Below are 23,424 nucleotides of genomic sequence, written 5' to 3'. Positions count from 1 at the left end.
TGACGGAGTGGGCGTGGTGTGGTCGGGGCGGGCGCGGTGGGAAATGATTGGCGTCGTGGCGTGAACCGCGCTACGGTCATGACCATGTTCTTCCAGATCTACCTCTGAGGACTTCTTCCTCCAGCGCGCCGCACCGGCCTCGGGCCGTGCCGCGCCCTTCTCCTGGTGGCCTTAGCGGCTCTTCTCGCGACCGTGTCGAACCACGGGTCGTAGCCCTTTGCACGCCTCGAACACCGAGGAGGCGATCGCATGCCCACCATGCGCAACGAACCGCCACACGACGACCAGCCGACCAACCGCGCCGCACGCCGCGGCGCCCGCTCGAACGGCGCGGTGCACCCGCGCTTCGGCGGCGGACGCGCTGTCGCCAACCCGCGCCAGTACGCCATGCGGCGTCGCTGACCAGCGACTTCGCCACACCCAGGAGGTAGACATGACCACTCAGGACGTTCCGCAGGCCGACGACGGCGAGCAGGACCAGCCGGAGCAGCCCGCCGTGCCGCTCAACCGCGCGGCCCGCCGCGGTCACGCCCAGAAGAACGACGGCGTGAACAAGGTCCCGGGCCGGCCGCACCAGAACACGTTCGTGGGACGACGCGTGTTCCGGCGCACCAGCGGCGGCTGACCGGCGGCACCGGTCGGCCGGACCGGAGCGCCGTCGCGGGTACGAGCACGTGCCCGCGACGGTGCTGCGCGGTGTCCGGCCGCCTGGTCCGCGACGGCATGCCGATGCGGTCCGATGTGGATGGTGGCGTGCTGTCGCCTGCGGGCGGGGCGTCCCGCCCCGGCGTCGACCGACCCTCGATTACCCGTTCGGCGGGGTCGACCGGCCGGGTGACGGCGCGGCCGGGGCAGCCGCTGCTCCGAGCGGGTGATGGTCCCGGGGCCCCGCGTGGAGATCGCCGCGCTCGGCGTACTCGTGACCGCCGGGCGGCTGACGGCACGGTGCTCTCATCGGGCGCGTGGCCTGCCGATCACGTGGCCGGCGAACTAGCCTGAGGTGGGTAGCAACCGGGTCCGGCGGAGATCGGGAGGCGCCCATGAGGATCGCTGACGTGTTGCGCAACAAGGGGTCGGCCGTGGTCACGGTCGAGTCGAGAGCGTCGGTGGCCGAGCTGGTCGCGGCGCTGGCCGAGCACAACGTGGGCGCGATGGTCGTGCTCGGGCCCGAGGGCATCGCCGGGATCGTGTCCGAGCGGGACGTCGTGCGCAGGCTGCACGACCGGGGCGGCGACCTGCTGGCCGCGCCGGTCTCGGAGATCATGACGAGCGAGGTGTTCACCTGCACCCCGCGTGACTCGGTGGACAGCCTCACGGTGCTGATGACCGAGCGGCGCATCCGGCACGTGCCGGTGGTCGACGGTGGCGAGCTGGTCGGCATCGTCAGCATCGGCGACGTGGTGAAGAGCCGGATCAGCCAGTTGCAGGAAGACCACGACCAGTTGACCGCGTACATCGCGCAGGGCTGACCGCTCCGGCCGCGCGGGCGTGCACGGGCGTCCGCGCGGTCTTCAGCGACCGCGGTGGTAGTGCCGGCTGACCCTGGCCCGGTTGCCGCACGAGGGCTTGCACCACTCCTGCCGGGGGTGGGCCTTCACGAAGTACCGGACGCACCGGGGTGCGGGACAGGCGCGCAGGTCCGTCCGCGCACCGCCGGCCAGGAACTCGATCGCCGCCGTCGCCAACGCGGCCGTCAGGCGGTCGCCCGCGCCGGCGGAGTCCACGTACCGCAGCCGCGGCTGCTCTTCCCAGTCCAGTTGCGCCGCACGCGGCACCCGCGCGGCGGCGTCGTTGACGATCGCCAGCGCGCGCTCGAAGTCCATCAGGTGCGGCGTGTCCATGCGCTCCCCGGCCTGCGCCACGCGTGCGAACAGCGATCGGACGGCCCAGCGCAGCTCCACCACCCGCAACCGCAGCTCCTCGTCCGCCGGGACCCCGGCCCACGCGGCGAAGCCCTCCGGCGTGCCCAGGTCGTCGGTGAGCCCGCCGTGCCCGTCGTGCCGGACCGTGCTCGCGAACTCCAGCGCCAGTGCCACCCGAGCCAGTCTAGTGATAGGTTCCCTAACGGGTTTGAGTTGACTAACCATTAGGGGGAGTTGTGACGATCCAGGAGCGCGCGCTGGACGCCCACCGCAGGCTGGCCGCCGTGATCGAGGACCTCACCGACGAGCAGGTCGCGCAGCCGTCGGTGCTGCCCGGCTGGACCCGCGGCCACGTGCTGGCGCACCTGGCCAACGTCACCGTCGCCCTGGCGGGCCAAGCCGAGCACGAGGGCACGAGGGTCGAGCCCTACCCCGGTGGCCGGCCCGCGCGCGACGCCGCGATCGAGGCGGGCGCCGGCCGGACCGCGGCGGAGCACCGGGCCGCGATCGCCGACGCGGCCGCTCGCCTGGCCAAGGCGTGGGCGGGCGTGCGGGACTGGGACACGCCGGTCTTCTACCGCGACGGCACGCTGATCGGCACCGCCTACGGCGTCTGGCGCGAGGTCGAGATCCACACGCGCGACCTCGACCTGCGGCCCGTCACGTGGTCGGTCGAGTTCTGCGACCACGCCGTGGACTTCCTGTCCGCGCGCGTGCCCGACGGCGTCCGGCTCGGCCTGGTGTCGCCGCAACGGCGGTGGACGATCGGCGAGGGTGAGGACGTCACGCTGACCGGCGCGCACACCGACCTGACCGCGTGGCTCGCGGGCCGCGAGCCGGACGGGCCGATCACCGGTGCGCGGCCCGCGCTCAAGCCCTGGCCGTGACCGGCCGGGCACGACGGGCACCTGCTGCCGCACGACCCGCAGGCGGATAGGTTCGAGTGATGCTGCGCGAGATCGCCGAGGCCACCAAGGGCTTCCTCGACCTGTTGGACGACGGGCAACGTGCGGCGGCGGTGGGGAGCATGGCCGACGGCCTGCGCACGCGCTGGGCGTACACGCCGGGCGTGCGGCCGGGGATCGAGTACGGCGGGCTGACCCGTGACCAGCGCAAAGCCGTGCACCGGCTGCTGTCGTGCGTGCTCAGCCCGCACGCCTACGCCCAGACGACCGCGATCATGGCGTTGGAGGACGTGCTGGACGACCGCGAGGGCGGCACCCGCGACCGGCACCAGGGCGACTACTGGACCGTGCTGCTGGGCGAGCCCGGTGACGAGCCGTGGGGTTGGCGGGTCGAGGGGCACCACCTGTCGGTGAGCGTGGTGGTGGCCGAAGGACGTGTCTCGGCCACCCCGTTCTTCCTCGGCGCGAACCCGGCCCGCACCACGTACCGGGGCCGCACGGTGCTGCAGCCGTTGGGGCTGGAGGAGGAGCTGGCCCGCGAGCTGCTGGACCGGATGGGGCGCACGGCCCGCGGGTTGGCCGTGGTCGCCGACGCCCCGCCGCCGGACCTCAAGACCGGCAACGCGCGCCGGATCGGTGACCTGGAGCCCGTCGGCGTGACGCCCGCCCAACTCGACCGGGCGTCACGCGGGCTGCTCGTCGGGCTGGTGCGGTACTACCTCGACCGGTTGACCGGGGACCTGGCCGACGAGGAGTTCGACGCCCTCGACCCCGATCGGCTGCACTTCTCCTGGGAGGGCTCGGACAAGCGCGGCCAGGGGCACTACTACCGGATCCAGGGACCGGACCTGCTGATCGAGTACGACAACACCGACAACGACGCCAACCACGCGCACTCGGTGTGGCGACGGCGGTCCGGCGACTTCGGCGAGGACCTGCTGGCGGCGCACCGCGCGTCGGTGAGGCACCCGTGACGCCCGAGGAGGCGATCGCCGAGCAGGAACGGCTGCGGCCCCTCGTGTCGGAGGTGACCGATCCCGGGCTGGTGGTGCGGCACGTCGCCGGGTTGGACGTGTCCTACGCCGACGACGACCGGGTGGCCGCGGTGGTCGTGGTGCTGGACGCGGAGTCGCTGGCGACCGTCGACTCGGTCGTGGTGATGGGCAAGGCGGACTTCCCGTACGTGCCGGGGCTGTTCGCGTTCCGGGAGCTGCCGTCGTTGCTGGAGGCGCTGGAGGAGGTGACCGTGCCGCCGGACCTGCTGGTGTGCGACGGCCAGGGGCTGGCGCACCCGCGGCGGTTCGGGCTGGCCTGCCACCTCGGGGTGGTGACCGGCCTGCCGAGCGTCGGCGTGGCCAAGACGCCGATGGGCCGGTTCGACATGCCCGACGACGTGCGCGGCGCGCACTCGGACCTGGTGGACGACGGCGAGGTGGTGGGTCGGGCGCTGCGGACGCGCGAGGGCGTGAAGCCGGTGTTCGTGTCCGTGGGGCACCGCATCGACCTCGACCGGGCGTGCGCCGAGGTGCTGCGGCTGTGCGTGACGCGGCTGCCGGAGACGACCCGGCGTTCCGACGCGTTGGGCCGGGCTCAGCTCAGGTAGGCCAGTTCCGGGTGCCGCCGCACGTAGGTGTCCAGCAGGCTGCGTGCGGTGGCGACCGAGTCGACCAGCGGGTGCAGGGCGAACGCCTTGAGCGCGGCCGACCGCGTGCCCTCCATGACCAGCCGGTCCACCGCTTTGACGGACGTGACGAGACCGGCCGCGTGGTCGGGCAGCGGGCTCACCGGCAGGGGACGTGCACCCGTCGCGTCGACCTCGCACGGCACCTCGACGATCGCTTGGTCGTCCACAGCGGACAGGGTGCCGTTGTTGGGCACGTTGAGGATCAGCGTCGTCGTCCCGTTGTCCGCGATGGCGCGCATCAACGCCATCGCCACGTGCTCGTAACCTCCGCCCTCGACGCTGTCGCGCTCGCGTTCCTGGGCCATGTACGTCGCTTCACGCTCCAGCCGCGTGGTCTCCCAGTCCACCTCACCGTCGTAGAAGCGCTGCTGTTGGCCGAGCAGGAAAGCACCGCGGTTGTCGCCCAACGCCTCACGCGTCGAGTAGTAGTAGTGCAGGTACTCGTTGGGGATGACGCCCAACGCCCGCAACCACTCCGCGCCGAATAGCCGGCCTTCCTCGAAGCCCGCCAGCGCCTCGTCGTCGGCCAGCAGCCGCGGCAGCAGGTTCTCCGCGCCCACGTGGACGCCTTGCAGCCAGCCGAGGTGGTTCAGGCCCGCGTAGTCGAACGTCGGGTCCTCCAGGTCGAGGGCCTCGGCGACGCGGCGGCACAGGCCCAGCGGCGAGTCGCAGATCCCGATCACGCGCCCGCCCAGGTGGCGGGCCATGACCTCGGTGATCAGCCCGGCCGGGTTGGTGAAGTTGACCACCCACGCCCGCGGCGCGACTTCAACGATGCGCCGGGCGATGGCGTCCGCCACCGGGGCGGTGCGCAGGCCGTACGCGATGCCGCCCGCGCCGACGGTCTCCTGGCCCAGCACGCCGTGCGCGTGGGCCACCTCCTCGTCGATCGCCCGTCCGGCCAGGCCGCCCACCCGGATCGCGGAGAACACGAAGTCGGCGCCGCGCAGCGCCTCGTCCAGGTCCGTGGTGGCGGTGACCGGCGGGCCGTCCCGCAGGACCCTCCGGATCGCGTGCAGCCGGTGCGCGTCCACGTCGTGCAGCACCACCTCGGTGATGTGCTCGTCCAGCGCCTTGTGCACCAGCGGCACGCGGAAGCCGCCGCCGCCCAGGATGACCAGCCTCATGCGTCCCATCCTGCCTCGGCGAGCAAGGCCACGAAGGCCGACGCGAGCGGGTCCGGGGTCTTGTGCGCGTACGCGACGAGGGTCCGCCGCACCGGGGGATCGGTGCGCAGGACCGCGCCGTCGAACGTCTCCGGCACGATGTTGCGCGGCACGAGCGCGGGCCCCAGCCCGGAGGCGGCCAGCACGGGCGCCGCCGCGGTCTGCTCGGTGCGCACGGCCGCGGCCGGCTGGAAGCCCCGCTCCGCGCAGGCCGCGTCGACCAGGTCGGCCAGGCCGTTGCCCGGCGCGTAGTGCACCCACCCGACGTCGGCGAGTTCCCGCAGGTCGATCGGCTCGCGGTGGTGCGTGTCGGGCGGTAGGACGACCACGAACTCCTCCACGCCGAGCCGCTGCCGGAAACCGGTCCAGTTCGCGGGCTCGGGGCCGAGGGCGAGGTCGGCCTGCCCGTCCGCCATCGCCTCGCGCAGCTCGTCGGCGTGGCGGTGCTCGAACAGGCGGATGCGCACGTCCGGGTGCTCCGCGCGCCAGCACCGGAGCACGGGCGGCAGCACGCCGAGGGTGAGCGAGTAGAGCGTGGCCACGCGCAGCTCGCCGCACTCCACGCCCGCTGTGCGCCGTGCGGCGGTGAGTGCGCGCTCCGCCTCGGCCAGAGCGGCACGTGCGTGCGGCAGCCAGGCGCGGCCCGCGGGTGTGAGGCGGACGGCGCGGGGCAGCCGGTCGAGCAGCCGGGCGCCCACGACCCGTTCCAGCGCCTGGATCTGGTGGGACAGCGCGGGCTGCGTGACGTGCAGCGACTCCGCGGCGCGGGTGAAGGAGCCCTCGTCCACGACCGTGATCAGGTATTCGAACTGCCGGAGGCTCATGACGTCAGTTTATGGACGTCAGAAAGAACATGCCTTGGACTTATCAATGCAGGTCATCGGATGATCGGTTCATGGTATTGAACGAACAGGCGCGGGTGGTGCTGGAGGAACTGGCCGGCGCGCCCGCGTTGGAGGAGCTGAGCGTCTTCGAGGCACGGCGGGCGCAACGGGGGTTCCTGGCGTTCCAGGGCACGCCGGAGCCGGTGGCCCGCGTCGCGCACCTCTTCGTGCCCGGACCGACGGCCGACCTGCCCGCCCGCCTCTACCACCCCGAGGGTGACGGGCCGTTCCCCGCGATCGTGTTCCTGCACGGCAGCGGCTGGGTGACCTGCAACCTCGACATCTACGACGTGGCGCTGCGCGCGCTGGCCAACGCCACCGGGCACGCGGTGTTCGCGGTGAACTACCAGAAGGCTCCGGAACACCCGTTCCCCGTGCCGCTGGACGACTCGTACGCGGCCACGGCGTGGCTGTTCGAGCACGCCGCGTCGGTGGACGTCGACCCGGCGCGGATCGGCGTGATGGGCGACAGCGCCGGCGGCAACCTCGCCGCCGCGGTGGCGCTGCGGGCCCGCGGTGCGCTCGACCTCGCGTTCCAGGTGCTGGTGGTCCCGGCGCTGGACGTCGACTTCACCACCCCGTCCTACGTGGAGCACGAGACCGGCTACGCGCTGTCGACCGGCACGATGCGGTGGTTCTGGTCGCACTACCTCGGCTCCTCCGGGGTCACCGACCTCGCCGCGCCGCTGCGGGCCGCGGTGGAGGGGCTGCCGCCCACGTTCGTGGCCGTGGCCGAGCACGACCCGGTGCGTGACGACGGCGAGCGGTACGCGGCGAAGCTGGACGCGGCCGGTGTGGCGGTGCGGCTGCGCCGGATCGACGGCACGATTCACCCGTTCGTGTTGATGGACGGGGTGCTCGACTCCTACCGCGTGCTGCTGGGCGAGCTGCGGACCTGGCTCGGTGCCCGATGATGCCGCCCGCGTTGGTCGCGCTGGCCGTCGGCGCGTTCGGCATCGGCACCACCGAGTTCGTGATCGTGGGCCTGTTGCCGCAGGTGGCGGGTGATCTCGGGGTCTCGATCCCGGCCGCCGGGCTGTTGGTGTCCGGCTACGCGCTCAGCGTCGTGGTCGGCGCGCCGCTGATCACCGCGGGCGGGTCGGGGCTGCCGCGCAAGCAGCTCCTGGTCGGCTTGATGGCGTTGTTCATCCTGGGCAACCTCGTGTGCGCGGTGGCCGACGACTACGCGGTGCTGATGGTGGGACGCGTGGTCGCGGCGCTGTGCCACGGCGCGTTCTTCGGCGTCGGCTCGGTGGTGGCGGCGGGGCTCGTCGCGCCGGACCGGCGGGCCCGGGCGATCGCGATGATGTTCACCGGGCTGACCGCGGCGAACGTCCTGGGCGTGCCGGCCGGCACCGCGCTGGGGCAGGAGTTGGGCTGGCGCTCGACGTTCTGGGCGGTGACCGCGCTGGGCGTGGCCGGGTTGGCGGGGATCGTGGCGCTGGTGCCGCCGCAGCCGCCGTCCACCGGGTTGCGCGGCGAGCTGGCGGTGTTCCGCCGGCCGGGGGTGTGGGCGGCGCTGCTGACCACGGCGCTCGGGTTCGGCGCGGTGTTCGCGTCGTTCACCTACGTCGCGCCGATGATGACGGAGGTGGCCGGGTTCTCGCCGGGCGCGGTGACGTGGCTGCTGGTGCTGTTCGGTGCCGGGTTGTGCGTGGGCAACGTGGTCGGCGGGCGTGCGGCGGACCGCCGCCTCATGCCGAGCCTGTACGCGTTCCTGGGTGCGCTCGCGGTGGTGCTGGCGGTGTTCGCGGTCACGGCGCACTGGGCCGTGACCGCGGTGGTCACGATCGCGGTGTTCGGCGTCTTCGGGTTCGCGACCGTGGCGCCGTTGCAGGCCAGGGTGCTGGAGCAGGCGTCGGGCGCGCCCGCGCTGGCGTCGGCGGCGAACATCGCCGCGTTCAACCTCGGCAACGCGGCGGGCGCGTGGCTCGGTGGCGTGGCGATCGACGCCGGCTTCGGCTACACCGCGCCCAACTGGGTGGGCGCGGCCATGGCGCTGGCCGCGCTCGGCGTGGCGGTGGCGAGCGGTGTCAGCGGCCGAGCGCGTCGATCTCGGCCAGCAGTGACCGCTTGAGCTCGTCGGGCGCGTAACCGGCCCGCACCCCGGTGCGGGCCAGTTCGGCCAGTTCCGACTCGCCCAGGCCGAACACCTCGTGGCACAGCAGGTACTCGCGGTCCAGGTCGGTGTGGAACATGCCGGGGTCGTCGGTGGCCAGGGTCACCGGCACGCCCGCGTCCAGGAACCTCGGCAGCGGGTGGTCCTCGATGGCCTTGACCGCCCCCGTGCGCAGGTTCGAGGTCGGGCAGACCTCCAGCGTGATCCCCTCGGCGGCCAGCCGGCGCAGCAGCTCCGGGTCGTGCACGGCGTTGACGCCGTGGCCGATCCGCTCGGCGCGCAGCTCGTCCAGCGCCTCCCGGACCTGGTCGGGGCCCGTGGTCTCGCCCGCGTGCGGCACGCAGTGCAGGCCCGCGTCCCGGGCCACGGCGAACGCCTCGCGGAACGCCCGCCTCGGCGCGTCCGCCTCGAACCCGCCCAGGCCGAAGCCGACCGTGCCCGGCGGCCGGTGCGCGACCGCGTACTTCGCGCTGGTCAGGCCGTAGTCCCGGTCCCACAGGCCGGGGATGTCGAACACCCACGCCAGCTCGACGCCGTGCTCGGCCTTCGCCCGCGCGCGGCTCGTGGCGAGGGCGTCGTCGAGCTCCTCCGGCGGGATGCCGGCCCGCAGGTGGCTGGTCGCGCTCACGGTCACCTCGGCGTAGCGGACGTTGCGCCGCGCCTGCTCCTCGGCCAGGCCCAGCACCAGCGCGGCGACGTCCTCGCCCGTGGTGACCAGGTCGTTCACCGCCGCGTAGACGTCGATGAAGTGGCCGAAGTCGGTGAACTCGTAGAACCGGAGCAGCTCGGCCTCGTCGGTGGGGACCCCGTGCTGCGGGTGCCGGCGGGCGAGGGTGAGGACGGTGGCGGGGGAGGCTGACCCGACGAGGTGGACGTGCAACTCCACTTTGGGCAGCGCGGCGATGAAGTCACGCATGGCTCGGGCGAGTCTGCACAGGTCTCCGTCGCTGGTCAAGGGGCCGTTCGTCGGGTCTTCGGGTTATGTCCACTGTGGACTTTGGACGCCCTTGACAGGGGTTGTGGCGCGGGGGAGGGTCAGCCGCAAACCTGTCCTACACATGATGGGGGTTCGGTCGTGAAGGGTGCACGGAGAGCCGCGGTGCTCGCCGCCCTGGTCACGTTGGGGCTCACGCCCGCCGTGGCCGAGGGCGCGGCGGAGGGCCCGGTGTTCGTCGGCGGCGAGGCGCAACCCGTCTTCGACCCGAAGGACGTGGTGCGCGAGAGCGTGTGGGTCCGGGCGCCGGTCGACAGCGACCGCGACGGGCACGACGACGAGGTCTACACCGAGGTCGTGCGGCAGAAGGCCACCGACCGCGGGCTCAAGGTCCCGGTCGTGTTCTTCAACAGCCCGTACTTCTCCGGCGGCAACGACGTGGCCAACCACGACGTCGACGTGGAGCTGTACGTGCCGAACCGGCGCGGCGGGTACGACAAGCGCGACGGTTCGCTGCTCAAGGCGCAGGCGGACGAGCGGATCGCCGCCGCCGTCGGGCCCAACCCCGCGCCGATCCGGTCCGGGCGCTACGAGGACTACTTCCTCGCCCGCGGTTTCGCCATGGTCTACGCCGAGTCGCTGGGCACCGGCAAGTCGTCCGGCTGCCCCACCTCGGGCGGGGAGAACGAGACCATCGGCTCGCGGTCCGTGGTCGACTGGCTCAACGGCCGCGCCACCGCGCGTGACGCGGCGGGTGCGCCGGTCGTGGCGGGCTGGACCACCGGCAAGGTCGGCATGATGGGCGTGTCGTACAACGGCACGCTGCCCAACGCGGTGGCCGCCACCGGCGTCGAGGGGCTGGAGGCCATCGTGCCCATCGCGGCCATCTCCAGCTGGTACGACTACTACCGGGCCGACGGCGCGGTGGTCGCGCCCGGCACGTTCCAGGGCGAGGACCTCGACGTGCTGGCGGAGTACGTCTACACGCGCGAGGACCGGGAGATCTGCAAGCCGGTGATCGCCGAGGTGGCCGCCCGGCAGGACCGGGTGACCGGTGACTACAGCGAGTTCTGGGACGAGCGGAACTACGTCAAGGACGCCTCGAAGGTGCGGGCCGCGGTGCTGGCCGTGCACGGGTTGAGCGACTGGAACGTCAAGGTCAAGCACGTCGCGCAGTGGTACGACGCGTTGCGGCGCCACGGCGTGGAGCACAAGATCTGGCTGCACCAGTCCGGGCACACCGACCCCGACACGCTGCGCTCGGTCGAGTGGCGGCGCACGATCAACCGCTGGTTCAGCCACTACCTGTACGGCGTGGACAACGGCATCGAGCGCGAGCCCAAGGCCACGATCCAGCGCGAGGACAGGACCACGTGGGTGGACGAGGCCGACTGGCCCGCTCCCGGCACGTCGAAGGCCCGCGTGTACCCGTGGGCGGGCGGCACGGCCAAGGGCGCGCTGCGGTTCGAGTCCGTGCCCGGCAACGCCGTGGTGGAGTCGCTGCGCGACGACTCGTCCAAGCTCGCCGAGGACCTGGTGGACCTGCCCAGCTCCGGCAACCGGCTGTCGTACACCACGCGGCCGACCACCGTGCCGGTCCGGTTCTCCGGCACGGCCCGCGTCGACCTGGCGATCTCGTTCGACCGGCCCGCGGCCAACGTGACCGCGCTGCTGGTGGACCGCGCGCCGGACGGCACGTCGCACGTGATCACGCGGGGGTGGACCGACCCGCAGAACCGGGTGTCGCCATCGCTGACCAAGCCGGTCGAGCCGGGCAAGCGGTACCGGGTCGAGGTGGAGCTGGAGCCGAACGACTACGTGGTCCCGTCTGGTCACCGCGTCGAATTCGTGTTGATCTCTTCCGACTACGACTACACGCTGCGGCCCGAGCCCGGCGCGGGGCTGTCGGTCGACCTCACCCGGACCGTGGTGCAACTGCCCGTGGTCGGTGGACTCGCCGCGTTGCGCCGATCGGTTGGTTAGAAACTAATTCACGAAGCGTCTACTTCGTAAGTCTTCCACTGACGGGTGCGGTTGTGGTCGGATCTGCGGCACAGTCGTCAAGGAGGTGGCAGATGAGCCGGACTCGGCGCGTTTTCGTCACGGCACTGGTCGCGCCGCTGGTCGGCCTCGCCCTCACCCAGGGCGAGGCCGCCGCGGCGCCCGCGTTCCAGATGCCCTTCCCGTGCAACCAGGTGTGGGAGGGGCAGACCCGGACGGGTCACAGCCCGGCCAACGCCGTGGACTTCAACCGGGTCGACGACCTGGGCGACCCGGTCGTGGCGTCGGCCGCGGGCACGGTGACGCGGGTGGAGAACGAGGGCGGCACCAGCTACGGCCGGTGGATCGAGATCGGGCACGGCGGCGGGTGGCGGACCCGGTACGCGCACCTGTCCGTGCAGCGGGTGAGCGTCGGGCAGGCCGTGTCGAAGGGGCAGCGCATCGGCGACGTCGGTACGACCGGCGGTTCGAGCGGGCCGCACCTGCACTTCGAGCAGCGGCTCGACGGGGTGGCGCAGAAGATCGTGTTCAACGGCTCGCAGATCCTCTACTGGGGCACGCGCAACTACACCAGCCGCAACTGCTGAGACGGCTGTTGCTCCGTCTGAGTGGTTAGCAACTAATTCACTGTCTCGACGTCTGGTAAGTCTTCCACTGGAACGGCCGGGCGTGGTCGGATGACCGCTCCCAGTCGTCAAGGAGGTGGCAGATGAGCCGACGCGTGTTCGTCACGGCCCTGGTGGCGCCGCTGATCGGCCTCGTCCTCACGCAGGGCGAGGCCGTCGCGGCGCCCAACTTCCAGGTGCCGTTCCCGTGCAACCAGGTGTGGGAGGGCCAGACCCGCACCAACCACAGCCCCGCGAACTCGGTGGACTTCAACCGGGCGAACGACGACGGCGACCCGGTGGTCGCCTCGGCGGCGGGCACGGTGACGCGGGTCGCGAACGAGGGCAGCACCAGCTACGGCCGGTGGGTCGAGATCGACCACGGTGCCGGCTGGCGGACCCGGTACGCGCACCTGTCCGCGCAGAGCGTGAGCGTCGGGCAGTCGGTGCGGATCGGCCAGAAGATCGGCAACGTCGGCACGACGGGCGGGTCGACCGGGCCGCACCTGCACTACGAGCAGCGGCTCAACGGCGTCGACCAGAAGATCAAGTTCAACGGGACGCAGATCTACTACTGGGGCACGCGCAGCTACACCAGCCGCAACTCCTGCGGCACGAGCGGGGTGACCGGCACGGTCGGCACGGACAGCGGGGCGTCGGTGACGGTCCGGTCGGGTCCCGGGACGCAGTACGCGGCCGTCGGCTCGGTGGCGAACGGCGCGACGGTGACGATCAGCTGCCAGACGCAGGGCCAGACGATCACCGGCAAGTACGGCACCACCAACCTGTGGGACAAGATCGGGGCCGGTTACATCTCCGATGCGTACGTGTACACAGGTTCGGACGGTCAAGTGGCACCCAGCTGCTGAGTTTCCCCAGGTCGCGGGTCGCCCTCGGATGTGCCGGGGGCGGCCTTCTCCGAGTTGTCCACAGATCGGCGATCGCCGCCGGCGTCCCCCGACGCGCTCGGCCATCGTCGTTCCCATGACGAAGCTCCTGCCCCCGACCCGCCTGCGCGACCCGGGCGACCTGATCGCCGCCGTGCCGCACCTGCTGGGTTTCCACCCGTTCGACTCGGTGGTGCTCCTGGTGGTGCACGACCACGACGTGGCGATGACGTTGCGCATCGACCTGCCGCCGCCCGGCGCCCGGCACCGCTTGGCGGCGCGACTGGTCGAGCCGCTGGCCGGGTCCCGGGGTGATGACGCGGTGGTCGTGGTGGTGGGCGGCGGCTCCGGTGACCCGCCCGAGCACCTGCCGCACGACGCGCTGGTGGACGAGCTGGACGAGGCGCTGCGGGTCGCGGGCGTGCCGCTCCTGCTGGCGGTCTGGACGCGGGCCACGGCGAAGGGCGAGCGCTGGTTCGACTACCACGACGTCGGCACGTCGGGCACCGTGCCGGACCCGTCGAGCACGGCGTTCGCCGCGGCGTCGGCGGCGGACGGCCACGTCACCTACCCGAGCCGTGCGGCGCTGGGCGACCTCCTGACGCCGGACCCGCCGGAAGCCCTGTCCCGCCGCACCGCCCTGCTCAACCGCCTGGCCACCACCCACCCGCTCCCGGACGACGACACCGTGCCACTGCGCGACCTCGACCTGGTCCGCGCCGAGGTGCTCCGTGCGGGCACGCGCAAGCGCCCGTTGACCGACGAGGAGGTCGCCGACCTCGCCCACGCCCTGTCGAACCCGCTGACGAGGGACGCGAGCCTCGCCCACTGCGTCGGCGATCACGCCCGGAGCGCCGAGGCGCTGTGGCTGGAACTGACCCGGGCGTGCCCCTCGCCGGAACGCGCGGAACCAGCCATCCTCCTCGCCTTCTCCGCCTACATCCGGGGCAACGGCGCCCTGACCTACATGGCCTTGGACCGAGCCGAGGAATCCCACCCGGGCCACCGCCTGGCCGGCCTCCTGCGCACCGCTCTCACCACGGGCCTCTCCCCGACCCAGATCCGCCTTCTGGCCGAACAAGCCGCCGCCACCGACTGGACCACCCCACCCACCACCTCCACCTGACTCCACTCCGACTCTCGCCCACCTCCCCACCCCACCGGCCACACCGGCCGCCCGCCGATGTGCCCACCGCGACCGACTCACAAGGCCCGCCCACCGCCGACCGCAGCTCACGCATCCGCCCACGACCCCGACAGCCACCCCATCGGCACTCATCGGACAGCGACCGACCCACCCCCCCAGCCATCGCCGCAAACGCGCCCGACCGGCCATCGGCCCGCGTTCCGCCGGTCTGCCCGTCACCCGTCGGATGACCATCACCGGCCGTGCCGTTCCGACCCACAGATCGACGACCAGCCACCTACCCGCGCACGCCACTGCCTCGACCGGCCCAGCCCACCGCACCCGCCGGCCCGCACCGGCCGGCGCACCGCCTGCCTCTGCTGCCCATGCCGCATTCCCTCCACCCGTTCCCTTGTCGTGTCCGCCTTGCCGAGCCGACCTCGACGTGCGGTGAGGAACCCGACCCACCGGCCGATCCCGACCAGGCGGCTCTCGAGACCGTCCGCGACCACCCAGGAGGTAGTGATTGCTCAGCTCAGCCGGCTGCTCGGCTGCCGCCCGTCGGCACGTAATGCGCCGGCGCGCCGACCGGCCCATGCCTAACGTGCGGTGAATGGGGGAGCGGAAGATCGAGATCATCGGTGACCGCGTGTACCGGCCCGCCGCGTGGTGGACGCCGGCCGTGCACGGGTTGCTCGAACACCTGCACGCCGTCGGGTTCGATCGGGTGCCGCGGCCGCTGGCCGTTGAAGCCGGCCGTGAAGTGGTCGGGCACATACCGGGTGACTCGGGTCCCGCCGGGTGGGCACGGGTGGTGCCGGAGCGGGGGCTTCGGGCGTTCGCCCGGCTGTTGCGCGACTTCCACGACGCCACGCGGAGCTTCGTGCCGCCGCGCGACGCGGAGTGGGCGCTCCGGTACCCGGCGGGCGATGTCGTCTGCCACGGTGATTTCGGGCCGTGGAACGTCGTCTGGCGCGGGCTGGAGCCCGTCGGCCTGCTCGACTTCGACTTCGCCGCCCCGGGCTCCGCGCGCTACGACGTCGCCTACGCGTTGGAGTACGCCACGCCGTTCCGCGACGACAGCGAAGCGCTGCGGTGGCACGGGTTCGACGTGCCGCCCGGTCGCCGCCGCCGGATGGAGGTGTTCCTCGACGCGTACGGCTACGACACCACCCCCGACGCCGTGGCGGCCTGGGTGGACGAGGTCGTCGGTCGGCAAGGGCTCGACGCGGTGCACGTGCGAGCCCTCGCCGACCGGGGGCTGGAACCCCAGCGCACGTGGGTGCGCGAGGGGGCGTTGGAGCGGTACGACCGGCGGGTGCGCTGGTCGAACGCGAACCGGGACCTGTTCCGCTAGACGAGTTCCGGTCGCTGCCACGGTTCGCCGAGCACGTGCTCGGCCAGGAACGCGAAGACCGTCTCGTACCAGACCTTGGCGTTGCCGGGCGTCAGGATCCAGTGGTTCTCGCTCGGGAAGTACAGGAACTTCGCCGGCACGCCGTGCCGCACGAGGTCGAAGTACAGCCGTTGCCCCTCGCCGATCGGGACCCGGTAGTCCTTATCGCCGTGGATCACCAGCATCGGCGTCTTGATGTCCGCCACGCGCAGGTGCGGCGAGTTCGCCCGCACGGTGTCCTCCTGCCGCAGCGGGTCGCCCATCTCCCGAATCCAGTAGTACGAGTCGTCCGTCGTCCCGGTGAACGCGTCCAGGTGCCACAAGGACGCGTGCGTCACGATCGCCTTGAACCGGTCGGTCTGCGTGGCGATCCAGTTCGCCATGTACCCGCCGAACGACCCGCCCATGGCGGCCGTCCGCGACTCGTCGACGTCGTCCCGCCGCACCGCCACGTCGGTGATCGCCATCAGGTCCGTGTACGGCTTCGCGCCCCACGACGCCCACCCGGCGCGCACGAAGTCGTGCCCGTACCCGGTCGACAGCGCCGGGTCCGGCAGCAGCACGGCGTACCCGCGCGCGGCCATCAACCACGGGTTCCAGCGCCAGCTCCACCCGCTCCAGCTCATCACCGGACCGCCGTGCACCCACAGCAGCAACGGCGCGGGCTGCTCGGCCGACGCGCCCCTCGGCAGCACCAGCCACGCCCGCACGGTCCGGCCGTCCTCGACCACCGTCTCGACCTCGGTCAGCGTGCCGGGCACCGACTCCACCGCACCGGGCGCGAGCAGCGGCACGGCCTGCTGGTCCACCCCGGACGCCGACAGCCGCACCGGCTGCGGCGGGTGGTCCCAGGCGCTGCGCAGCGCGTACACCGACGCGCCGTCCGGGCTGATCCGCACGTCGGTGTACGCGCCGGACGCGGTCAACTTCACCACGGCGCCGGACGCCAGGTCGAGCTTCCAGATCGGCTGGTGGCCCCGGTGGCTGCTGGTGAAGTACACCGCGTCACCGGCCGGGCTCACCACCGGGTGGTCGGGCTCCTCGGTGAACTCCGCCGCCAACTCCTCGACCGACCCCGACTCCAGGTCGATGCGCACCAACGTGTTCGTCCACGGCCGGTCCGGTGTGGAGTCCAGCGCCCGCACCGCGATGATCCCCGACGAGTCCGGCAGGAACACCGGCTGCAGGAACGAGTGCCCGTCGAGGTCGGCCAGCACGCGGTCGGTCGCGCCGTCGGTGGACGCCAGCCGCAGCCGCACCCGCTTGCCGTACGACGCGCTCACCTCGACGCCCTCGGTGTGCACGACCCACCGGCCGTCCGGGCTGATGGCGGGCGAGTCGTCCAGCCGCGCGGCGGCGTTGGGCGTCAGGTCGACCAGGTCCGCCGACTGGTCGACGCGCGCGGTGTCCACGTCGACCGGCGACGTGGTGGCCAGCAGGCGGGGGAAGCTCGGCCCCAGGTCGGAGTCCCAGTACCGCACCGGGTACGACTCGTGCAGGATCGCGGTCACCCCGGCCTCCTCACGCGCCTTGCGGTGCTCCTCGTCCTGCTCGCCGAACTCCGCGGCCGGGTGCGCGTTCGCGGTCAGCAGCAGCGTGCCCGCGTCCCGGGCCACCGCGAAGTCCGACACGCCGCCGGCGGGGCGGCACAGCTCGCGCGCCTCGCCCGCGGGCGGCAGCAGCCACAGCGCGGTCTTGTCCTTCTTGTCCCGGTCGGCCGGCTTGGCCTCCTGATCGGGTCGCGCGGACAGGAACAGCAGCGCGCCGTCCGGTGTGAACGCGGGGGCCGACTCGCCCTTCGCACCGCGGGTCAGCCGCCGCGCGGGGCGCTCACCGGCGGGGTCGACCTCCCACAGCGAGCCCTGCCACGCCTTGCGGTCCGGTGACAGCGTCGCCACCGCGGTGACGAGCCGGGTGCCGTCGGGCGACAGCGCCAGCCCGGAGATCCGCGGCATCTCGGTGAACGAGGTCAGGTCCCCGAACCCGGCCTCGGTGATCTTGCTCGTCATCACGCCCCCTGTTGTGACCGGGTGAAGTCCCACGCGTCGCGCACGATGCCGGTCAGGTCCACCCGCTCCGGCTTCCAGCCCAGCTCGGTGCGGGCCTTCTCGCTGGAGGCCACGAGCACCGCCGGGTCGCCCGCCCGGCGCGGCGCCACGTCGGCGGGGACCGGGTGGCCGGTCACCTCGCGGCAGGCGTCGATGACCTGCTTGACCGAGAAACCGAGGCCGTTGCCCAGGTTGTAGATGCGGTGCTCGCCCGCGGTCGCGTGCTCCAGCGCCCGCAGGTGCGCGTCGGCCAGGTCCACGACGTGGATGTAGTCGCGCACGCACGTGCCGTCGTCGGTGGGCCAGTCGTCGCCGTAGACCTGCACCCGGTCCCGCCGGCCCGAGGCGACCTGCAGCACGATCGGGATCAGGTGCGTCTCCACGCCGTGCCGCTCGCCGAACCGCCCGTACGCGCCCGCCACGTTGAAGTAGCGCAGCGACACGGCGGCCAGGCCGTGCGCGGCGGCGTAGGAGGTGATCGCGTGGTCGATCGCGAGCTTCGTCGCGCCGTAGGTGTTGGTGGGCCGGGTCGGCGCGGTCTCCGCGATCGGCACCCGCTCCGGCTCGCCGTAGGTCGCGGCGGTGGAGGAGAACACCAGCCGCGGCGTGCCGTGCTCGCGCATCGCGTCCAGCAGCCGCAGCGAGGTCACCACGTTGCCGTGCCAGTACTTCGCCGGGTCCTGCATGGACTCGCCGACCAGCGACTTGGCCGCGAAGTGCAGCACGCCGTCGAAGCCCGCGCCGCCCACCCCCTCGGCGAGCACGTCACCGATCGCCTCGTCGATGCCCGCCTCGACCAGCCGGACGCCGTCGGGCACCGCGTCCGCGTGCCCGGTGGACAGGTCGTCCAGCACGACCACCTCGTGCCCAGACTCCACCAACCTGGCCGCGCAGACGCTGCCCACGTACCCGGCACCGCCCGTGACGAGCAACTTCACCCTGCATCCCCGCTTTCGACTAGACCGTCATCGATCCTGGCCGGCGCCCGCGGAGGGCACCGCCGTGAACGTCCTGGGCGTGGCCCAACCCCGCTCGGCGAACGCGGCGAGCACCGCCCGCACCACCTCGTCGTGCCGCTCCACCGGCACGAGCGCGATCGCCGACCCGCCGAACCCGCCACCCACCATCCGCGCACCCAACGCCCCCGCCGCCTTCGCCGCCTCCACCGCCACATCCAACTCCGGCGCGGAGACCTTGTAATCGTCGCGCAGGGAGGCGTGCGAAGCGTCCAGCAACGGCCCCAGCTCCGCCAACCGACCGCCGCGCAGCAGCTCCACCGCCGCCAGCACCCGCTCGTTCTCCGTCACCACGTGCCGCACCAACGGCCGCAGCTCCTCCGGCAACCGCCCCAACACACCATCCAGGTCCTCGACGTCCCGCAGCGCCGCGACCCCCAACACCGACGCCGCCCGCTCACACCCGGCCCGCCGCGCACCGTAGCCACCGTCGGTGTGCGAATGACTGGCACGGGTGTCGACGACCAACACCTCCAACCCGTGCGCCGAGGCGTCGAACGGCACCTGCTCCGCCTCGAACGACCGCACGTCCAGGAACAACACATGCGCCTCGACACAGCACAACGACGCCGTCTGGTCCAACAACCCCGTCGGCGCACCCACGAACTCGTTCTCCGCCCGCCGCACCCACCGCGCCACCAGCGGCAGATCATCCACCGACCGCCCCGCCAACCCCAACAACGCCAACGCCACCGCGCACTCCAACGCGTGCGACGACGACAACCCCGCACCCGCCGGCACATCACCCGCGATCACCAGATCCGCGCCACCGACCACACCCTGATCCCGCAACACCCACGCCACACCCGACGGATACGCCGCCCAACCCTTCACCACACCGGGCTCCAGGTCGGCGACGGCCACCGGCGAGGCGTGCTGCACCGTGCCGTCGTCACCGACCGTGGCCACCAGCAACCGGCCGTCATCCCGCGGTGACGCGGCCACCGCCGTCCGGTACGGCAAAGCGAACGGCAGCACGAAACCGTCGTTGTAATCCGTGTGCTCCCCGATCAGGTTCACCCGACCGGGCGCGGACCACACCCCTTTCGGCGCGGCGCCGTGCACCCGGGTGAACGCGGCGATCGCGCGCCGCGCAGGGCTCACCGGGCCTGCACCAGGACGGCGTGCGCCACCGCCGGGTCCAGCTCGGCGACCGTGCCGTTGCCACGCACCTGGATGACCTTCGCGCCGCCCATCGAGTCGATCTCGACCGTGCCGCCCGGCACCACGCCGGCGGCCTTCAGCTCGGCCATCAGGTCCGGGTCGAGCTGCACGTGCTCGGCGATCCGGCGCACCTCGACGCGACCGCCGCCGCGCCGGGCCACCTCGTCCACGCGCACGAGGTCCGCCTCGGCCGCCGGGGCGGGCTCGCCGTCGCCCAGCTTGTCCAGACCCGGGATGGGGTTGCCGTAGGGCGAGGTGGTCGGGTTGCCGAGGAGCTTGACCAGCTTGCGCTCGACGGCCTCGCTCATGACGTGCTCCCAGCGGCACGCCTCGCTGTGCACGTGCTCCCACTCCAGGCCGATGATGTCGACCAGGAGGCGCTCGGCGAGCCGGTGCTTGCGCATGACCGCGATGGCCAGGTTGCGACCCTGCTCGGTCAGCTCCAGGTGGCGGTCGTCCGCCACGATGACCAGGCCGTCGCGCTCCATCCGCCCGACCGTCTGGCTGACCGTCGGACCGCTCTGCGCCAGCCGCTCGGCGATCCGCGCGCGCAGAGGCACTACGCCCTCTTCTTCGAGCTCGTAGATCGTGCGGAGGTACATCTCGGTAGTGTCGATGAGCTCGTTCACACCCGCTCCCCTTCGTATGGCGTCAATGCTAGTCGGCCGGTCACGGGTGCAGGATGGTGCCGTGCACCCACTGATCAGCACCGAAGCCCTGGCCGCCGCGCTGGACGGGGCCGAACCACCCGTCGTGCTCGACGTCCGCTGGCGACTGGGCGGACCGCCGGGACGTCAAGACTACGAGGTCGGGCACGTTCCCGGTGCCGTCTACGTCGACCTGGACACCGAGCTGTCCGCCCCGCCGGGAGCCGGTGGCCGCCACCCGCTGCCGGACCCGGCGGCGCTCCAGGCCGTGCTGCGCGCCGCGGGCGTCCGCCGCCATCACCCGGTCGTGGCCTACGACGGCGGTGACGGCTCGGTCGCCGCCCGTGCGTGGTGGCTGCTGCGGTGGGCCGGTCACCCGGAGGTGGCGGTCCTGGACGGCGGCTACGCGGCGTGGACCGCCGAGGGCCATCCGGTCAACGCCGACACGCCGACGCCTGTTCCCGGTGACATCGAGGTGCGGCCGGGCTCGATGCCGGTGCTGGACGCCGACGGGGCCGCCGCGTTCACCGCGTCCGGCACGCTGCTCGACGCCCGCGCGCCCGAGCGCTACCGGGGCGAGGCCGAGCCGGTCGACCCGCGCGCCGGCCACATCCCGGGCGCGCTGAACGCGCCGACCTCGGGCCACACGTCCGACGGCCGCTGGCTGCCCGCCGCGGCGCTGGCCGAGCGCTTCGAGGCGATCGGCGTCTCCCCGGACCGCCCGGTGGCGGCCTACTGCGGGTCCGGCGTCACGGCGTCGTCCGTGGTCCTGGCCCTGGAAGTGGCCGGCATCACGAAGCCGGACGCTCCCGCCCCGCTCTACGCGGGCTCGTGGTCGCAGTGGTCCTCGGACCCCACCCGCCCCGCCGCCACCGGGCCCGAGGCCGGCTGAACGCGAGGTCGCGTCGACCGGTCGCGTCCTCATCCCCGGCGATCACGCTCTTCGATCACCGGGAATCAGGGCGCGAACGGTCGACTTCCGGGCGACCGAGCCCGCCATCTGCGGAGCAGGGGCAATCCCACTCAGGCGTTGGGGATCTTCTCGAACGCCTTGGTGGCGAGCTTCAGCGCGATCGCGCACGGGTCGATCTCGTCGATCGGCGTCACGGTGGCCTGGAACGCGGGCGTGATCTCGTCCGGGTCGTCGGTCAGCATGACCAGCACCGTGCAGTCGCCGCCCTTCTCCTTCACCTCGTAAGCGGTGTTGCCGCCGACCTCGATGGTCCGCGCCTCGCCCTCGTACTCGGCGAACGTGACCATGAACAGCACGACCGAGAACGGGTCCTCGGTGCTCTGCACACAGCCCTTCTCGCCGCCCTTCGCCGCGCCGACGGCCGCCGCGACCTCCTCGGGGGTGAGGATGTCGCAGTCCTCGTAGCCCTCGGTCTTCTTCTTCGTCGTGATCTTGACGTCGCCGGACGGCTTGTCGCCCTCGGTCGTCTTCGGCGCGCTCTCCTTGGTCGACGCCTTCGGCGAGGAGGTCTTGGTCGAGGACGGCTTGCCGGACGCGGTCTGCTCACCGGTCGACCCGCCCGCCGCGGCGACCGGGCTGCCGACGACCTTGGTGGCGCAGGCCGACAGGCCGAGCGTGAGCGCCAAGGCCAGCACAGTGGTCAGGGCGGGGACTCGTCGCAGGTGCATGTCTTCTCTGACCCCGTTCCGACGTGCGGGGTTCCATCCTCGATGGCCGCAATCTGACCCGCCTCGTCTCGGCAGACTCTAAGTCCACCCGACGGGTCCGCACGCCCGGGTCGACCAAGCTGTGATCACACCGCCGGCCGCCGGGTGGGTTAGGTTGCCGACATGGGTAAGGCTGCCACCGTCGTCTGGGACGAGTCCTTCCTCGGCTACGACCTGGGCGGGGACCACCCGCTCAACCCCGTGCGGCTGGACCTGACCGTCCGGCTGGCGACCGCGCTGGGCGTGCTGGACGGCGTGGAGCTCATCGCGCCCGACCCGGCGACCGACGCCGAGATCGAACGCGTCCACGAGCCGTCCTACCTCAACGCCGTGCAGGCCGCGCCGATGGCGGGCTGGGACGTCGGCCACGGCCTGGGCACCGCCGACAACCCGGTGTTCGCCCGCATGCACGAGGCGTCCGCGCTGGTCGTGGGCGGTTCGCTGGTCGCCGCGCGCAGGATCGCCTCCGGTGAGGCGGACCGGGCGGTGAGCATCGCGGGCGGGCTGCACCACGCCATGCGCGACCACGCGGCCGGGTTCTGCGTCTACAACGACTGCGCCGTGGCCATCTCGTGGCTGCTGGACCACGGCTTCGACCGGATCGCCTACGTCGACACCGACGTGCACCACGGCGACGGCGTGCAGGCCGCGTTCTACGACGACCCGCGCGTGCTCACGGTGTCGGTCCACCAGAACCCGATGAGCCTGTGGCCCGGCACGGGGCGGCCCGCCGAGGTGGGCGGCGCGGGCGCGGAGGGCACCAGCGTGAACCTGGCCCTGCCGCCCGGCACCGGCGACCGGGCGTGGCTGCGCGCGTTCGAGGCCACCGTCCCGTCCCTGCTGCGGGCGTTCCGGCCGCAACTGCTGGTCACCCAGTGCGGCGTGGACACGCACCGGGAGGACCCGCTGGCCGACCTCGCGCTCACCGTGGACGGGCACCGCGCGATCTACCGCCGGCTGCGCGAGCTGGCCGAGGAGACCGCGAACGGCCGCTGGCTGGCCCTGGGCGGCGGCGGGTACGAGCTGCTGCGCGTCGTGCCGCGCAGTTGGACGCACCTGCTGGCCACCGTGCTGGACCGCGACGTCGACCCGAACGCGCCGCTGCCCGCCGACTGGGTCGCCCACGCCTCCACGCTCGCGCCGAACTGGCCGCTGCCGTCGTCCATGACCGACGACTCCGACACCGCGTTCGAGCCGTGGGGCGGGGAACTGGACACGCCGGTCGACCTGGCCGTGAGCCAGACCCGCCGGGCGCTGTTCCCGCTGCACGGCCTGGACCCCGACGACCCGAGGGACTGAG

Annotated in this window: 24 protein-coding genes; 15 read left to right on the top strand and 9 right to left on the bottom strand. The window is 72.7% G+C overall.

Annotated features, from left to right (window positions below; genetic code table 11):
* Nucleotides 1-249: 249 nt before the first annotated feature.
* The 3 genes from FHX81_RS40490 to FHX81_RS12750 all read left to right on the top strand — a co-directional run bounded on the left by FHX81_RS40490 (nucleotide 250) and on the right by FHX81_RS12750 (nucleotide 1,469).
* A complete protein-coding gene (locus tag FHX81_RS40490) occupies nucleotides 250-402 on the top strand; it encodes a hypothetical protein (RefSeq protein ID WP_170232035.1) in 153 nt (50 codons plus the stop codon).
* Between the two features lie 31 nt (nucleotides 403-433).
* Nucleotides 434-625, top strand: a complete 192-nt coding sequence (locus tag FHX81_RS12755) for a hypothetical protein (protein ID WP_141978122.1) — start codon at nucleotides 434-436, stop codon at nucleotides 623-625.
* A gap of 415 nt (nucleotides 626-1,040) precedes the next feature.
* Nucleotides 1,041-1,469 carry a CBS domain-containing protein gene (locus FHX81_RS12750; RefSeq protein WP_141978119.1) on the top strand — a complete coding sequence of 143 codons (429 nt, stop codon included), beginning with the start codon at nucleotides 1,041-1,043 and terminating at the stop codon, nucleotides 1,467-1,469.
* Between the two features lie 42 nt (nucleotides 1,470-1,511).
* Here FHX81_RS12750 and FHX81_RS12745 read toward each other — a convergent pair whose 3' ends face one another.
* The gene (locus FHX81_RS12745; RefSeq protein WP_211363477.1) at nucleotides 1,512-2,036 is read right to left on the bottom strand and encodes a CGNR zinc finger domain-containing protein; all 525 of its coding nucleotides are present in this window, start codon (nucleotides 2,034-2,036) and stop codon (nucleotides 1,512-1,514) included.
* Nucleotides 2,037-2,098: 62 nt separating this feature from the next.
* Between FHX81_RS12745 and FHX81_RS12740 the strand changes: the two genes are divergently transcribed.
* Genes FHX81_RS12740 through FHX81_RS12730 form a run of 3 tightly spaced genes read left to right on the top strand, consistent with a single transcriptional unit; the run spans nucleotide 2,099 to nucleotide 4,370 of the window.
* Nucleotides 2,099-2,749 (top strand): maleylpyruvate isomerase family mycothiol-dependent enzyme, encoded by a 651-nt coding sequence (locus tag FHX81_RS12740; protein WP_141978115.1) that lies wholly within the window; start codon nucleotides 2,099-2,101, stop codon nucleotides 2,747-2,749.
* A gap of 59 nt (nucleotides 2,750-2,808) precedes the next feature.
* Nucleotides 2,809-3,741, top strand: coding sequence for a DUF3500 domain-containing protein (locus FHX81_RS12735; RefSeq protein WP_141978113.1), 933 nt, complete (start codon nucleotides 2,809-2,811; stop codon nucleotides 3,739-3,741).
* On the top strand, nucleotides 3,738-4,370 hold the full coding sequence (locus FHX81_RS12730) for an endonuclease V (protein WP_141978111.1): 633 nt from the start codon (nucleotides 3,738-3,740) through the stop codon (nucleotides 4,368-4,370). Before FHX81_RS12735 ends, FHX81_RS12730 begins: the two co-directional genes overlap by 4 nt.
* On the opposite strand, the gene FHX81_RS12725 is transcribed toward FHX81_RS12730, so the two are convergent.
* Together FHX81_RS12725 and FHX81_RS12720 are read right to left on the bottom strand one after the other, a co-directional pair.
* Nucleotides 4,358-5,578, bottom strand: a complete 1,221-nt coding sequence (locus tag FHX81_RS12725) for a family 4 glycosyl hydrolase (protein WP_141978109.1) — start codon at nucleotides 5,576-5,578, stop codon at nucleotides 4,358-4,360. The genes FHX81_RS12730 and FHX81_RS12725 overlap by 13 nt on opposite strands.
* Nucleotides 5,575-6,441, bottom strand: a complete 867-nt coding sequence (locus tag FHX81_RS12720) for a LysR family transcriptional regulator (protein ID WP_141978107.1) — start codon at nucleotides 6,439-6,441, stop codon at nucleotides 5,575-5,577. Before FHX81_RS12720 ends, FHX81_RS12725 begins: the two co-directional genes overlap by 4 nt.
* A gap of 71 nt (nucleotides 6,442-6,512) precedes the next feature.
* On the opposite strand from FHX81_RS12720, the gene FHX81_RS12715 reads away from it, so the two are divergent.
* Complete coding sequence (locus FHX81_RS12715) at nucleotides 6,513-7,415, top strand: alpha/beta hydrolase (RefSeq protein ID WP_141978105.1); 903 nt, start codon at nucleotides 6,513-6,515, stop codon at nucleotides 7,413-7,415.
* Nucleotides 7,415-8,578 (top strand): MFS transporter, encoded by a 1,164-nt coding sequence (locus FHX81_RS12710; RefSeq protein WP_141978103.1) that lies wholly within the window; start codon nucleotides 7,415-7,417, stop codon nucleotides 8,576-8,578. The genes FHX81_RS12715 and FHX81_RS12710 overlap by 1 nt, the downstream gene beginning before the upstream one ends.
* Here the strand turns inward: FHX81_RS12710 and add are convergent.
* Nucleotides 8,535-9,536 carry an adenosine deaminase gene (gene add, locus FHX81_RS12705; RefSeq protein ID WP_141978101.1) on the bottom strand — a complete coding sequence of 334 codons (1,002 nt, stop codon included), beginning with the start codon at nucleotides 9,534-9,536 and terminating at the stop codon, nucleotides 8,535-8,537. The genes FHX81_RS12710 and add overlap by 44 nt on opposite strands.
* A 159-nt stretch (nucleotides 9,537-9,695) precedes the next feature.
* On the opposite strand from add, the gene FHX81_RS12700 reads away from it, so the two are divergent.
* The 5 genes from FHX81_RS12700 (at nucleotide 9,696) to FHX81_RS12680 (ending at nucleotide 15,530) form a co-directional block, all read left to right on the top strand.
* On the top strand, nucleotides 9,696-11,537 hold the full coding sequence (locus FHX81_RS12700; RefSeq protein WP_141978099.1) for a Xaa-Pro dipeptidyl-peptidase: 1,842 nt from the start codon (nucleotides 9,696-9,698) through the stop codon (nucleotides 11,535-11,537).
* Between the two features lie 92 nt (nucleotides 11,538-11,629).
* Nucleotides 11,630-12,142, top strand: a complete 513-nt coding sequence (locus tag FHX81_RS12695; protein ID WP_141978097.1) for a M23 family metallopeptidase — start codon at nucleotides 11,630-11,632, stop codon at nucleotides 12,140-12,142.
* Nucleotides 12,143-12,264: 122 nt separating this feature from the next.
* Nucleotides 12,265-13,029 (top strand): M23 family metallopeptidase, encoded by a 765-nt coding sequence (locus FHX81_RS12690; RefSeq protein ID WP_141978095.1) that lies wholly within the window; start codon nucleotides 12,265-12,267, stop codon nucleotides 13,027-13,029.
* Nucleotides 13,030-13,144: 115 nt separating this feature from the next.
* Nucleotides 13,145-14,173, top strand: a complete 1,029-nt coding sequence (locus FHX81_RS12685) for a DUF4192 domain-containing protein (RefSeq protein WP_170232034.1) — start codon at nucleotides 13,145-13,147, stop codon at nucleotides 14,171-14,173.
* Nucleotides 14,174-14,786: 613 nt separating this feature from the next.
* Nucleotides 14,787-15,530: a phosphotransferase gene (locus FHX81_RS12680; RefSeq protein ID WP_170232033.1), complete on the top strand. Its 744-nt coding sequence runs from the start codon at nucleotides 14,787-14,789 to the stop codon at nucleotides 15,528-15,530.
* Here the strand turns inward: FHX81_RS12680 and FHX81_RS12675 are convergent.
* The 4 genes from FHX81_RS12675 to FHX81_RS12660 are packed head-to-tail and all read right to left on the bottom strand — an operon-like array spanning nucleotide 15,527 to nucleotide 20,426.
* On the bottom strand, nucleotides 15,527-17,578 hold the full coding sequence (locus tag FHX81_RS12675; protein ID WP_141978091.1) for a S9 family peptidase: 2,052 nt from the start codon (nucleotides 17,576-17,578) through the stop codon (nucleotides 15,527-15,529). The two genes, FHX81_RS12680 and FHX81_RS12675, sit on opposite strands and share 4 nt — an antisense overlap.
* On the bottom strand, nucleotides 17,578-18,555 hold the full coding sequence (galE, locus tag FHX81_RS12670; RefSeq protein WP_141978089.1) for a UDP-glucose 4-epimerase GalE: 978 nt from the start codon (nucleotides 18,553-18,555) through the stop codon (nucleotides 17,578-17,580). The genes FHX81_RS12675 and galE overlap by 1 nt, the downstream gene beginning before the upstream one ends.
* 27 nt (nucleotides 18,556-18,582) lie before the next feature.
* Nucleotides 18,583-19,737, bottom strand: a complete 1,155-nt coding sequence (galK, locus tag FHX81_RS12665; RefSeq protein WP_141978087.1) for a galactokinase — start codon at nucleotides 19,735-19,737, stop codon at nucleotides 18,583-18,585.
* On the bottom strand, nucleotides 19,734-20,426 hold the full coding sequence (locus FHX81_RS12660; RefSeq protein WP_141978085.1) for an iron-dependent transcriptional repressor DtxR: 693 nt from the start codon (nucleotides 20,424-20,426) through the stop codon (nucleotides 19,734-19,736). The genes galK and FHX81_RS12660 overlap by 4 nt, the downstream gene beginning before the upstream one ends.
* A 61-nt stretch (nucleotides 20,427-20,487) precedes the next feature.
* Between FHX81_RS12660 and FHX81_RS12655 the strand changes: the two genes are divergently transcribed.
* The gene (locus FHX81_RS12655) at nucleotides 20,488-21,336 is read left to right on the top strand and encodes a sulfurtransferase (RefSeq protein ID WP_141978082.1); all 849 of its coding nucleotides are present in this window, start codon (nucleotides 20,488-20,490) and stop codon (nucleotides 21,334-21,336) included.
* 131 nt (nucleotides 21,337-21,467) lie between these two features.
* Here FHX81_RS12655 and FHX81_RS12650 read toward each other — a convergent pair whose 3' ends face one another.
* Complete coding sequence (locus FHX81_RS12650; protein ID WP_141978080.1) at nucleotides 21,468-22,085, bottom strand: DUF3558 family protein; 618 nt, start codon at nucleotides 22,083-22,085, stop codon at nucleotides 21,468-21,470.
* A gap of 162 nt (nucleotides 22,086-22,247) precedes the next feature.
* Here FHX81_RS12650 and FHX81_RS12645 point away from each other — a divergent pair, with 162 nt between their 5' ends.
* Nucleotides 22,248-23,423, top strand: coding sequence for an acetoin utilization protein AcuC (locus FHX81_RS12645; protein WP_141978078.1), 1,176 nt, complete (start codon nucleotides 22,248-22,250; stop codon nucleotides 23,421-23,423).
* Nucleotide 23,424: the final 1 nt, after the last annotated feature.

It is taken from the genome of Saccharothrix saharensis, from assembly GCF_006716745.1.
In the GTDB taxonomy this organism is placed as follows: domain Bacteria; phylum Actinomycetota; class Actinomycetes; order Mycobacteriales; family Pseudonocardiaceae; genus Actinosynnema; species Actinosynnema saharense.
This window is presented reverse-complemented; position numbering and strand designations above follow the sequence as displayed.